Source organism: Pseudomonas sp. E141, assembly GCF_052659885.1.
This window is the reverse complement of sequence record NZ_CP084024.1, coordinates 2421403-2434549: the sequence shown is the minus strand read 5'-3', so window position 1 is coordinate 2434549 and position 13147 is coordinate 2421403. Positions and strand designations below refer to the sequence as shown.

Annotated in this window: 10 protein-coding genes; 3 read left to right on the top strand and 7 right to left on the bottom strand. The window is 61.5% G+C overall.

Annotated elements, in window-relative coordinates; genetic code table 11:
- Nucleotides 1–5: 5 nt before the first annotated feature.
- The 3 genes from tolQ to GKKCFE_RS10955 form a co-directional block, all read right to left on the bottom strand.
- Entirely contained in the window at nt 6–713 is a 708-nt protein-coding gene (gene tolQ, locus GKKCFE_RS10965; protein ID WP_076384930.1) for a protein TolQ, read from the bottom strand.
- Nucleotides 714–777: 64 nt separating this feature from the next.
- Nucleotides 778–2715: a phytase gene (locus GKKCFE_RS10960; protein ID WP_445577830.1), complete on the bottom strand. Its 1938-nt coding sequence runs from the start codon at nt 2713–2715 to the stop codon at nt 778–780.
- A gap of 82 nt (nt 2716–2797) precedes the next feature.
- On the bottom strand, nt 2798–5320 hold the full coding sequence (locus GKKCFE_RS10955) for a TonB-dependent receptor (protein WP_047226516.1): 2523 nt from the start codon (nt 5318–5320) through the stop codon (nt 2798–2800).
- Between the two features lie 476 nt (nt 5321–5796).
- Between GKKCFE_RS10955 and GKKCFE_RS10950 the strand changes: the two genes are divergently transcribed.
- Nucleotides 5797–6708 carry a GGDEF domain-containing protein gene (locus tag GKKCFE_RS10950; RefSeq protein WP_160892667.1) on the top strand — a complete coding sequence of 304 codons (912 nt, stop codon included), beginning with the start codon at nt 5797–5799 and terminating at the stop codon, nt 6706–6708.
- A gap of 9 nt (nt 6709–6717) precedes the next feature.
- A complete protein-coding gene (locus GKKCFE_RS10945; RefSeq protein ID WP_047226519.1) occupies nt 6718–7755 on the top strand; it encodes an AraC family transcriptional regulator in 1038 nt (345 codons plus the stop codon).
- Between the two features lie 69 nt (nt 7756–7824).
- Here GKKCFE_RS10945 and GKKCFE_RS10940 read toward each other — a convergent pair whose 3' ends face one another.
- The 4 genes from GKKCFE_RS10940 to GKKCFE_RS10925 all read right to left on the bottom strand — a co-directional run bounded on the left by GKKCFE_RS10940 (nt 7825) and on the right by GKKCFE_RS10925 (nt 12427).
- Complete coding sequence (locus GKKCFE_RS10940; protein WP_047226520.1) at nt 7825–8265, bottom strand: CBS domain-containing protein; 441 nt, start codon at nt 8263–8265, stop codon at nt 7825–7827.
- An 88-nt stretch (nt 8266–8353) separates the two neighbouring features.
- Nucleotides 8354–8740: a nitrite reductase small subunit NirD gene (gene nirD / locus GKKCFE_RS10935; protein WP_160892665.1), complete on the bottom strand. Its 387-nt coding sequence runs from the start codon at nt 8738–8740 to the stop codon at nt 8354–8356.
- Complete coding sequence (gene nirB / locus GKKCFE_RS10930) at nt 8740–11301, bottom strand: nitrite reductase large subunit NirB (protein ID WP_445577829.1); 2562 nt, start codon at nt 11299–11301, stop codon at nt 8740–8742. Before nirB ends, nirD begins: the two co-directional genes overlap by 1 nt.
- Nucleotides 11302–11797: 496 nt before the next feature.
- Complete coding sequence (locus tag GKKCFE_RS10925; RefSeq protein WP_445577828.1) at nt 11798–12427, bottom strand: TetR/AcrR family transcriptional regulator; 630 nt, start codon at nt 12425–12427, stop codon at nt 11798–11800.
- Nucleotides 12428–12513: 86 nt separating this feature from the next.
- Here GKKCFE_RS10925 and GKKCFE_RS10920 point away from each other — a divergent pair, with 86 nt between their 5' ends.
- The gene (locus GKKCFE_RS10920) at nt 12514–13146 is read left to right on the top strand and encodes an NAD(P)H-dependent oxidoreductase (protein WP_139050343.1); all 633 of its coding nucleotides are present in this window, start codon (nt 12514–12516) and stop codon (nt 13144–13146) included.
- Nucleotide 13147 lies beyond the last annotated feature (1 nt).

Here is a 13147-nt window from a genome sequence, read left to right as displayed (position 1 = left end):
TCCTCTCAAGCGGCCGCGGCCAGGTTCACCGGAGCGCCGTGCAGCTTGCGATGCAGGCGTGCCTGCAGCTCGTTGCCGAACGCGTAGTAGCGTGTCAGCAAGGTCTGGCCGCGGGCGGAAAAGCGGTTGTAGGCGATCACCGCAGGAATCGCCGCGAACAGGCCGATGGCAGTGGCGATCAACGCCTCGGCGATGCCCGGCGCCACGGTGGAGAGACTGGCCTGTTGCACCTGGGACAACCCCAGGAAGGCATTCATGATCCCCCAGACCGTGCCGAACAAACCGATGTAAGGGCTGACCGAACCGACCGTGGCGAGAAACTGCAAGCCTTTCTCCAACTGCACCTCCTGCTCGCTGATTGCCACTTGCAGCGAACGCTCCACCCCTTCAAGCACCACCTGTGGGCTGCCGGAGGGCACGTTGAGCTGGGTGAAAGCCTGGAAGCCGGCGTGAAAGATCGGCTCCACGCCGCCCTCTTCCTCGCGCACCTGGGCGGTCTCGCGCAACAGCGCTGGCAAATCGCTGGTGCTGCGAAAACGCTGCATGAAACCCTTGAACTGGCGCTCGGTGCGGCGCAGCACGGTGCTGCGCTGGATGATCAGGTACCAGCTCAGCAGCGAGGCCAGCAGCAGTGTGAGCATGACGGCCTTGACCAGAAGACTCGCATCGCTGATCAGGCCCCAGATTGTCATATGTTCCAGCGTGGCTTGCATGGGTAGAACTCCTGTCTGGCTGCTATTCGATGAAATGTTCATGACCGGTTGATGACAGCGCCGCTCAAGGCAGGCGCAAGGCTTTCGCGACTTCGTTCCAGGGCACGAACTTGAAGTTCTGGGTCTGCTCGGGCATCCGTTTGCGGCCGTCCTGGACCACCAGCATGCCGTCGCTCCAGGGACCGCCAAGGTTGGCCGAAGTGACTTCCAGGCCATCGGTTTCCGAGGCGCCGTCGATGCCCGCGGCGCCGTTCAAGCCGACACGGAACGCACCGCGCACGGCATAAGGCGGTTCGGCATCAAGTAGCACATAGCTGTCGTTGCCCTGGCTTGAGATCACCAGGTAATCGTGGCCGGCGCCTTGGTACAGGGCGATGCCCTCGACGTCGGCATGCAACTGAGGTCCGACCTTGATCACGTTGTCCAATGTCGCCGGTCGGTCGGCCCGGGCATCCACCGCCCAGACTCCGACGTCTTCTTCACCGAGAAACAGCCGCTGGCGCCGGTCATCGGCGACGCACCCTTCAGGCTGGCTGTCGACGCTGAACTGGCGCACCAACTGCCCTTTCACCACGCCGTCCGGGGCGCTGAGGCGGTACTGCAAATAGCGCCCGTCCTTGCCATTGGCGAAGGCATACAGTTCGCCCTCAACCGGCTGGAACAGGCAGATGCCGTAGATTTCCTTGAGTGGCGTAGGGATCTCGCCGGCCTCGCGCAGTTCGCCGCTGACCCGGTCGATGCTGAACAGGCTGAGACTGTTGCGGTCGCGATTGCTGGCGACTGCCAGATCGACGGTTTGCGTACCCAACTTGAAGTTGCCGCGCACATCGACGTTGTTGAGGCGGCCCACCGCCAGCTCCTGCAGCAGCTTGCCGTGCAGGTCATACGTCAGCAGGCCTTGCTTCTTGTTGGTGCCCAACACCCGGCTCAAGGCAGGTGTGGTGGGATGAACCCAGATCGCCGGATCATCCGCCGCGTCGCCCTGGCGCGCCACCGGCTCGCTCTGGCCAATGGCAGCCACTGTAGGCAGCACCGGCGGCAGGGACACAGGGGTGGGTTGCCAATTGATTTGGCCCTGATACAGGCGTGCGCTGTCATCGTCGCGCAACAACAGTTCAAGGCCGTTTTTCGTCGCCCGTACCGCCAGATTTTCCGGCTCGTTCAGGCCGGGCAGCGCCAGACGGGCTATTGAGGTCCAGCCCTGGCCGTCTTGCTGATACAGATGCAGCTGTCGCGCTTGTGGGTCCAGGCCCAGCAACCCGCCTGGTAATGCCGCCAGGTCTCCAGCGGCCTGCTGGATGTCACCGAACGGTGTGCGCATCGCCACGGGTACACGCACGGCATCGGCCTCGGAGGATGCCGGGTAGGCCCACCAGCCGACTTGTTCCTCGTTGACGAACAGTTGATTGGCGCTGTCTTGCACCTGACAGGTCTGGGCATCGGGCGGCAGTGGCAAGCCGCGTACGCGCTGTGCACTGGCGCTCAGGTGCTCGCCGTTGCCCACCAGCCATTGCTCCCCCTTGCCTTCTTCACCCACCAGAAACACAAACAGGTTGCTCGCTTCATCGCGGTACAGGCACAGCCCGTTCACCGGAAAATCTCGTGCTGGCAGGTACAGCGGCGTCCCCCACTGGCGTTTATCCGGATCGAGGCTGACCAACAGTGCTTGCTGACGAGTGCTGTCGAGGCTGGCGACCAGAATGTTCGAGCCGAGGGCACGGCTGTCGAGACCTTCGAAGGAGCCCTCCAGGCGTGACAGTTCGCGGCCTTGGGCATCCAGCAACAGCAAGCCTTCACGGGCGCTGGCCAGTCGTTCGCTGGTCCAATGGCCGGGCACGAATTCCAAGGCATTGATCGAGCGTTCCTGTGCCTGAGGCCAGGGTTGCAGCTTCAGGGTTGGGGAAGCTGCCAACGCTGGAACGCTTGCTAGGCTGATGAGCATTGCCAGCAGGTACTGCTTGGGTAAAAACAAAGCTGTGTTCAACGGAAAAATCCTTGTCATTGAGCCGGGTTCAAACGGGTCTTTTGTCCACCTGCAGGGCGATGGGATTGATCTCCTCGCCCTGACGGATCGGCGTCGCGATCTAGAAATGGGTGAAGGTCAGCCCCAGCTTGTAAGTCGGGCCGTATTCTTCGTACTGACCGTTGTAGGCGCGGTGGCCGGTGTAGACGAAATACGACTCGTCGGTGAGGTTCTGGGCTTCCAAGCTCACTTGCAGGTTTTTGGTCAGGGAGTAGCGGGCGCTGAAGTCGACAAAGGTCTGGGCGTCAACGTGCAGGTCATGGTCGCGGTCGCTGATGGACGCCAGCTCATACAGGTAGGCCGACTTGTAATTGGCCGACAGGCGCAAGCTCAGCTTGTCGTTTTCCCAGCCCAGCATCAGGTTACCCACGGTGTCCGACTGGTTCGGCAGGTCGATGCTGCGCTTGCGTTGTGTTCCGCTGGCCTGATCGAACCCTTCGATCTCGGCGTCCGAGCGACTGAAGGTGGTGTTGGCCCCCAGAAGCAATCCATTCCAGGGGGCTGGCAGCCAGTCGAATTTTTGTGAGTAGGCCAGTTCCAGGCCATAGAGCTTGGCGCTGTCACCATTGGCAAAGCTATGGGCTTCGGAGAAGTCGGCCCAGGCGCCCGTGCCCGCCAGGTCGGTGTTGTAGACGAAGTTCTTGATGTCTTTGTAGAACACGAAAGCCGACACAGTGCCGGCCCGGCCCATGAAATGTTCAATGCCCAGGTCCAGGTTGCTCGACTCCAGGGGTTTGAGGTCCGGGTTGCCGAAGGTCGCCTCGTCATCGTCAATGACAAAACCCGGGGCCAGTTGCCCGAAGGTCGGACGCACCACGGACTTGGTCCAGGCCGCACGCACCTGGGTGTTCTTGTCCAACTGGTAACGCGCGTGCAGGCCCGGCAGCCAGTGGTGATATTTGCGCCGGGTTTGGGTGTCGGTGAACACGCCGTCGGTAACGCCGCTGCCTTTGGCTTCGAACTCCGTGCCTTCATAACGCATGCCGGCGATCAAGCGCCAATCGTCGATGTCCACCGTGTTCATCAGGTAGGCGGCGTTGATGTCTTCGCTCATCTGGAAGTCATTGACCCGCGACTCTTGCGCATCAAAGAAGGCGTCGCGGTCCAGACCACCCAACAATTGTTCGATGGCTCCGGCACTGATGCCTGGACCGTAACGGCCGAGACTGTAATCCACGTTGCCCTTCTGGAATTGTCCGAGGTTCAACTGCTCGTCGGTGAACCCCAGATCGTCGAAATCCTCATAGACCCAGGCGTCGAGATCGTTGTCCTTGTCGCGGCGGCTGACTTTGCCGCCGAATTTGACCTGGGAGGCGTAGCCACTGACGTCATAGTCTCTGGCCAGGTCCAGGCGCAGGTTTTTCTCGGTGTCGGTGGTGTTCTGCTGTTCCCAGTCCACCTTGTCCAGGCTGAAGTTGGCCGGATCATAGAACCCCGAACCAATGATCGGCCGCGGTTTGTCGTTGCCGTAGAAGCCCCCCTCGAAACTGTCGATGCCTTCGAATGTGGCACCGGCGATATGACCGGGGCTGTCCTCGCTGGACTTGCTGTAGCCGCCCTGGCCGCTGAGAGTCCAGAGACCGAACATGCGCTCCCCGCCCAGTACATAGGATTGGATCTCCTGGGTTTCTTCGCGCTGCTTGATCTTGCGCTCGCCTTCTGCGGCACCCAGCTCGCCGGCCGCTTGTGGATCCTCGAAAGCCAGGCTGGCGGCATTGCGGGTTTCGCTGTCTTTGTAACGACTGTAAAGCGTGCGCAGGTAGTAGCTGCTCAGATCATCAGGCTTGTAGTCGAAGTTCAGCCCGCCGCCGGCGCGCTCCCGACGGATGTCATAGTCGCGTTGTTCGAACTCTTCCAGTCGTGAGCCTTGCTCGAAATCCCAGGCGCCGCCGGTTTCAACGTTGTCCGAGCCAAAATCGCGCTTCTGCCAGCTCAGCGCTGCTGCAACGCCGAAGTTATCGATGCCGTCGCCCAGGCTGAAACGGTCGCTGATAGCACCAGAGAATTTCGGACTCGTCTGGCCGGTATTCTTGTCGTAGCTGGCTTCGCTGCTGCCGGTGTAGAACAAGCCCTTGTGGTCGAACGCCGAGAGGCTTTTTACGTCGACCGTGCCGCCCAGGGAGTTGGCGTCCATGTCCGGCGTCAGGGTCTTGATCACCGACAGCGACTGCACCAGCTCCGCGGGCAGCACGTCCAGGGCAACGGCCCGGCGCTCGCTTTCCGGCGCCGGCACCAGCGTGCCGTTGATGGTCACGCTGTTGAGGTCTGGCCCCAGGCCCCGCACACTGACAAAACGACCTTCGCCCTGGTCACGTTCGACGCTGATGCCCGGCAGGCGCTGCACGGCTTCGGCGACGTTTTCATCCGGCAACTGCGCCACGCCGTCGGCATGCACCACGCTCTTGATGCTGTCGGCGCTGCGCTGCTCCTTCAGGGCCTGATCGATGCTGGCCGCCTGACCGACCACTTGGACGTGTTCAGTGGTCGTCTGCTCGGCAGCGCTCAGCCGTTCACTGGCAATGGCCATCGCCAACGCGGTGAACGTAAAACCGACGAGCCCGGCAGTGCTTGTGCGGTGATGCATGGTGATCTCCCCCAGGAATCCGAAAATCCGCCAGGCAACGGCCCGGCAACTGGGAGGGCACGCTAGGGGTGGGGGGTGACGGTTCTGTGACAGCGTTTGCCCGCAGGGCCTAAAACACACTGATGTGAGGGGGTTGGCGGACCAGAATGAGCTGAAATGACCTGTTTCCGAGTCGCACAGGCCTTCAGCAGCCGATCACTTTTAGCGAAACGTCGCTGCACACCGCTGTGGGAGCAAAGCTTGCTCGCGATGCAGGCGCCTCGATCCCCTGAAAAACCGAGTCGTCTTCGTCGCGAGCAAGCTTTGCTCCCACAAAATCCCCTCGCCACAATGAGATAAGGGCGATCTCATGCATAAAAATCCGGACAACCAATGAGCTGATTCGACCTCCCCCACCCATTCACCCACCGTCACCGCACTGTCACATCCATCTGCTGTGCTGAGCCGCATTCCGCTTCTGGCAAAGGATTCCGGCCATGTTCTCCGTGCTGCGCCCGCACCGCCTCAAACTCACCCTGCTTCTGCTGGCGGCCAACCTCGGGCTGATGCTCCACCTGGCCAACGGTGAGCTCAAACCGCTGAGTGAGTGGGTCTGGCTGGATATCCTTGGCGAAGGCGGCTCGGCCTTGCTGGCGCTGGTCTGGCTCGGCCTGGTGCTCAAGAGTCGCCCGGCCGGTCGGGTGACCAACTACCTCGTATGGGGCCTGGGTTGCATCTTTTTTTCCTGGTGGATCGACAGCCTCGACGAGTTCATCCGTTTGCCCGACAGCATCACCTGGGACCACTGGCTGGAGTCCGGGCCGATGCCGGTGGGCATGATTCTGCTGACCCTCGGCATCTATCACTGGCACCGGGAACAACTGGCGATCAACGGACAAATGGAAAAGCGTGAACGGTTGTTCCGCGAGCACCGCCTGTTCGACAAACTCACGCCGCTGGGAGGCGCGGACTTTTTCAGACATGAACTGACGAGCAGCCTGGAGGACAGCCGACGCCGCCAGCAGCCCTTGTCATTGCTGGCCCTGGACCTGGACAACTTCACCGCCATCAATCAGCGCTTCGGTCACGGCGAGGGGGATGCGGTGCTGCAAGCCGTCAGCCAGTTGCTGGTGCTGAACCTGCGCCGTCAGGATCTGCTTTGTCGCCTGGCCGGTGATCGCTTTGTGGTCCTGCTGCCCGACACCGGCGAGAGCCAGGCCCGGTATCTGGCCGCAGAACTGGCCCACGCGGTTGGCAGCCTGGCCCACAAGACTCGGCAACACGGCGAGCGCTTGCAACTGGCCGCCAGCACCGCCGTGGTGATGGCATTTGACGAGTCGCCGGAGGCCTTGCTCAAACGCCTCAACCTGACGCTGGCCCGATCCCGTTCCACGTTGAAAAGCGCCTGAGGCCGGCCCATGACCCTCAAGACCTGCTGGTATGAAACCGACAGCCGCTTCATTCCGGGGCACTATCAGCCTGCCGCGCTGATCGATCTGGCACTGTCGCGTGACATCGACAGCCACCGCCTGCTGCGTGGCACCGGGCTGTTCCACGACGATATCCTCGCTGGCCAGAGCCGCATCAGCCCGCAACAGTTTCTTGGCCTGATCGACAACAGCCGACGCCTGCTCGATGCCAGTGATAGCAGTTTCCTGTTTGGCCAGCGGCTGCTGCCGGGACATTACGGGCCAGCCAGTCATGCGCTACGCCACGCGCAGAATCTGCATCAGGCCCTGGAAACCCTGATTGACCAGCAAGCACTGCTCAGCCCCCTGGCCGCGCCGCGCCTGTTGTTGGACGAGCACTACGCCTACATCCATTGGCTGGACAGTTGCGGTGCGGATGAACAATGGCGCTTCATACTGGAAGCCAGCATGACTTCGATGGTTGCCATGAGTGCATGGCTGAGCGGCGAACGGCTGCCCTGGCAATGCAGCTTTCGCCATGAGGAGCCGCGTTACGTCGAACAGTACTGGGTGCATCTGGGTGAACAGACGCAATTCAATCGACCGCTGGACCTGATGCGCCTGCCCCGCCACTGCCTGGCACAGCCCTGGCCCAACGTGTCGGCCACCGCCGGCCAGGTGGCGCGGATCGAAGCCCGAGACCAACTCGATCAACTGGGTTTCGCGGCAAGCTTTCTGGACTGCGTCTACGACTACCTGCACAGCCATGTGCAGCAGACGCCCAGCCTGGAACAGATCGCCCAGGCTTTCGCCATGAGCCCGGCGACGCTCAAGCGCAAGCTGCACAAGCACCATACCGGGTTCCAGCAACAGGTGGACCGGGTGCACACCCATGTGGCGTTGTACTTGTACCAGGTCAAGGGGTTCAGCAACGAGGAAGTGGCGCAGTACCTGAACTTCAACGACACGGCGAATTTTCGCCGCTCGTTCAAGCGCTGGACCGGCAGTACGCCGAATCTGATCCGGCAGTTGCTGATGTTGGGGTGAGGAAATTTAGCGAAACTTCGCACCATTGTGGGAGCAAGGTTTGCTCCCACAGATAAATTCCCTGTGGGTTCAGTGCCCGCGAATGTAATGCTCCAGCTGCCGGATCAAATCCGCCTGCTCGACAATCGCCTCCTTCACCAGATCGCCAATGGACAACAACCCCATCAACTGGCCGTTATCCAGCACCGGCAAGTGCCGCAGGTGGCTATCGGTCATGACTTCCATGCAGCGGTCGATGCTCTGCTGGCTATCGGCGGTGACCACGGGAGCACTCATGACGGTGCGTACCGAAGTGCCCACCGAGGAGCGTCCTTGCAACACCAGCTTGCGCGCATAGTCGCGCTCGCTGAACACGCCAACCACCTGACCGTGTTCGATCACCGGCAACGCGCCGACGTTTTTCTCGGCCATGATCTGCAGCGCTTCGAGCACGGTCTGCTCCGGCGCGATGCTGTGAACCTGCTGGTTCTGCACACTCTTGAGTCTTACCAGTTGAGCGGCTGTTTTCATTGTTGATCCTCAACTTCAGTTAAAGGCAAGCCAACCAAACAAGAAGATCTGCGCCAGGCGCGATCCCTGTGGCGGGGTCAGAGGCGGATCAGTCTTCGCCAATCTCCACCACATCACCATTCAGGCGCACCGGCCACACCCGCAGACGCTGCTCCGGGTATTCGAGGCAATGGCCGTCTTCCAGGCGGAAATGCTGTTTGTACAGGGGCGATGCGATCACCAGTTCACCCTTGATGCTGCCCAACAGCCCCCGACCGATCACGTTCGCCCCGGACTTGGGGTCGCGGTTGTCGATGGCGTACAGCGGTTTGTCCTGCTGTTCGGGCAGGTACAACAGCGCCACCTGGCTGCCGTCGTGCCAGGCGACCACGCCGGAGTTGGGCACCAGATCCTCGCGGCTGCACAGGGCACGCCATTGCACGGGACTTTGGGCCGCGTTGCGGGTGGGGATACGAACGACGTTTGACTGGCTCATCAGAGCACCTCCTCGGTAACGGGAATCAGGTGAAGCTCGTGGGCGTGAACCGGCCGGCGCTGGCCGCGTTCCCTGACGAAATGAACATCCGGATCACCGCGACCGTCGTTGACGAAGGTGCGGAAGCGCTTGAGTTTGTCCGGGTCTTTGAGGGCGTTGGCCCACTCGCATTCATAACGATCGACCACCAGTTGCATCTGGGCTTCGAGTTCGGCCCCCAGGCCCAGGCTGTCTTCGATGATGACGTCCTTGAGGTAGTCCAGGCCGCCTTCCAGGCTTTCGCGCCAGACCGACGTACGCTGCAACTTGTCGGCGGTGCGGATGTAGAACATCAGGAAGCGGTCGATGTAGCGGATCAGGGTCGCGTCATCCAGGTCGGTGGCGAACAGCTCGGCGTGACGCGGGCGCATGCCGCCGTTACCGGCCACGTAGAGGTTCCAGCCCTTCTCGGTGGCGATCACGCCGACGTCCTTGCTCTGGGCCTCGGCGCACTCGCGGGTGCAACCGGACACCGCGAACTTGAGCTTGTGGGGCGAGCGCAAACCCTTGTAGCGATCTTCAATGGTCAGGGCCATTTGCACGCTGTCCTGCACGCCGTAGCGGCACCAGGTGCTGCCCACGCAGGACTTCACCGTGCGGGTCGACTTGCCGTAGGCGTGCCCGGTTTCGAAACCCGCTTCGATCAGTTCGGCCCAGATATCCGGCAACTGGTGCAACTGGGCGCCGAACAGGTCGATGCGCTGGCCGCCGGTGATCTTGGTGTAGAGGTCGTATTTTTTGGCGACCACGCCGATGGCGATCAGCTTGTCGGCAGTGATTTCGCCCCCGGCGATGCGTGGCACCACCGAATAGGTGCCGTTCTTCTGCATGTTGGCCATGAAGGTGTCGTTGGTGTCCTGCAACGGCACCAGGGACGGGTCCATGATCGGCTGGTTCCAGCACGACGCCAGGATCGAGCCCACTGCCGGTTTGCACAAGTCGCAACCGGTGTGCCCGCGGCCGTGCTTGGCCAGTAGCTCGCCGAAGCTGATGATGCCTTCAACCCGCACCAAGGCATAAAGCTCCTGGCGGGTATAGGCGAAGTGTTCGCACAGGCTCTTATCGACACTGACGCCGCGAACAATCAGTTCGTGCTCGAACACCTGCTTGACCAGGGCGGCGCAACCCCCGCAACCGGTGCCAGCCTTGGTATCGCATTTCAGTTGCCCAAGGTCGGTGCAGCCGCTGTCGATGGCCGCACAGATCGAGCCTTTGGTGACGTTGTGACACGAGCAGATGGTCGCCGCCGCAGGCAGTGCTGCCGGGCCCAACGTGGGTGCACCTTCGGAACTCGGCAGGATCAGGCCGGCAGCCTCCTTGGGCAACGCGATGCCGTTCTGCATGTATTGCAGCAGGGTGTCGTAGTAGCTGTTGTCGCCCACCAGGACCGCGCCGATCACTCGTTTGCCATCGGCGTCCACGACCAGTCTCCGGTAGCTGGCACTGGTTTGATCGATGAACTGGAAGCTGCGCGACCCCGGTGTATTGCCGTGGGCGTCGCCGATGGAACCTACGTCCACCCCCAGCAACTTGAGCTTGGTGGACATGTCCGCGCCAGTGAACGGCTCGGCGCTTTCACCGCACAGGCGAGCCGCGACGTTGCGGGCCATCTGGTAACCCGGAGCGACCAGGCCGAAGATGCTGCCGTTCCAGGCTGCGCATTCGCCGATGGCGTAGATGTCCGGGTCACTGCTCAGGCAATGGTCATCGATCACCACGCCACCGCGCGGGCCGATCTGCAGAGCGCACTGGCGAGCGAGGGCATCCTGGGCGCGAATGCCGGCAGAAAATACGATCAGGTCGGTTTCCAGGAAATCGTCATCGCCGAAATTCATCCGATAACGGTACTGCTCACCGGCGCTGATGGACTGAGTGCCCTTGGACAGATGCACGCCGACGCCCAGTTTCTCGATGCGCGCCTTGAGGGCCAGACCGCCCTGCTCATCCAGTTGTACCGGCATCAATCGCGGGGCGAATTCCACCACATGAGCTTCCAGGCCGAGGGTCTTGAGGGCATTGGCCGCTTCCAGGCCCAGCAGACCACCACCGACCACCACACCCCGGCGGGCGTTGCTTGCGGCGGCACGAATGGCGTCCAGGTCTTGCAGGGTGCGATAGACCAGGCAGGAATCGCCTTCGGCGCCCTGGATCGGTGGCACGAACGGGTAAGAGCCGGTAGCGAGCACCAGTTTGTCGTAGCTGATGCGAGCCTGGGCAGTGACCACCTGGCGCGCCTCGCGATCAATTTCCAGCACCGGCACGCCCAGGTGCAGCGTGACGCCAGGGGTCTGGTACAACGAGGCTTGCCCAAGCGCCAGGGACTCGGCGTCACGGCCAGAGAAATACTCCGACAGATGCACGCGATCATAGGCGCGCATCGGTTCTTCGCTGAACACATGCAGGTGGTAATGATTGAGGGCACCGCGCTCGATCAGTTGCTCGACGCAGTGATGGCCGACCATGCCATTGCCGATCACGATCAGTGTTTGCAGCTTGTTCAGGGAAGCAACGTTGGAATTCATAAAAGCACCCGACAAAAGCCCATCACGGTTTTGAAAGCAAAAAAAAAGACGCCTGAAACCTTGCGGTTCCAGGCGTCTTTGCCTGTTCTGTGCGGTATCGATCCGGCGACTGCGCCCCGATCTACCGTTATCCCCGGCCTGCTGGCTCTCGATCTTCGTTGACCGACGGGGTTGCCCACTTGAATGTATTTACAGTGGGCCTGAACAGCCTCTTGCAGCGAGCGTGCCAAGCCTTTGTCTGCCGCCCTGAAGTCATAGACCCAACGCTGCTTGCAACCCTCGAAAATCCCTGTGGGAGCGGGCTTGCCCGTGAAAAAGGCCGTCCAGTCACCTCATGCTTACAGGCGCTCACCTGACGCTTCCATGCGCGGACGATTGCCTTGCCATGGTGCGATCCATCGCCTGCGGCTTCATAAAAGTGCAGTGACTGGGCTGACGCTATCGCGAGCAGGCTCGCTCCCACAGGGGGGCTCGGGCCATTCGCGATGGAAGAGGTTCAGGTTGCGCCGATGCGGGCGGCTCTATCCACCATCGCCACGATGGTCACAAAGAGCTCTTGCTTGGCCTCCACGGCGCTGACTTCCCCGGTGGCAGCGGCATTGGACAGGGCTTCTGCCGCACCCAGCATCGCCCGCAGACTCGCCTGGGTGATGGCCCGTGTACCAGCGAACGGTTCCAGGACGGTTCGGCACTTGTCCAGGAAAATCGCCTCATATTCGCGCTTGATGCGCTCCAGTTCTGGCGAACTGGTCAGCGCCGCGATCACCCCCGGGATCTCCCGGCCTTGCAGCAGGACGCATTCGACAAACGAAGCAGCAATCACCTCGGCGCGGCTTTGCAGTGTCGGTTCGCTCGCTTCCAGGGCGGCGTCCATGAGCGCCGTCTGACGGGCATCGAAATCCTGATAGAGCGCCGCCAACAGCCCGGATCGAGTGGTGAAGTGGTCATACACAATGGGTTTGGTTACCCCCGCCTGTTCGGCGAGGCGGGCCAGGGTCAGCGCTTCGCTGCCCTCCTCTCGCACCAGCCGCCAGGCGACATCCAACAGCTGCCGTTGCCGATCCTCGCGAGACAAGCGTCGACGGGGAGCAGCAGAAGATCGCGAATTTTCATCAAGGCTTGACATGCTAACTTTACCAACCGTAACTTACTAAAGGTAACTTAACCAAGCATACCTGCTTGATACCGGTCATTGCCATGAGGAGTTTTGCCATGCACGCACTCATCGTTGTCGCTCATCACGATCCCCATTCCCTTACCCACGGCCTCGCGAAAAAAATCGCCCAAGGCCTGACCCAGGCCAATCCCGCCGATACGTTCGAGATCGCCGACCTGGCCGCCGAAGGCTTTGATCCGCGGTTCAGTTTCGCCGATCACGCGGTACACCACCGCGAGGCCTCACCGCCCATGGACGTTTTGGCCGAACAAGCCAGAATCGACCGCGCAGATGCGCTGGTGCTGGTGTATCCCATCTACTGGTGGTCGATGCCAGCATTGCTCAAAGGGTGGATCGACCGGGTGTTTTCCAACGGCTGGGCGTTCGATTTCAGCCTCGATAAACCCTTTATCAAAAAACTGCAGCGTTTGCAGGTGCATCTGGTGGCCCTGGGCGGGGCTGATGAGGGTACGTTCCTGCGCCACGGCTATGGCCAGGCGATGACCGCGCAAATCGACCACGGCATCTTTGATTACTGCGGCGCCCGGGTGGTCAGTTCCCAACGTTTGCTCGACTCGGAAACCCTCGAACCGGCGCTTCACCTGGACACTGCCTATGACCTGGGCCGGCGGCTGTTCCCGCAGTGCGAGAAGACTGCACAGGTTCAAGCCAGCAGCGAGTGCGCCTGAC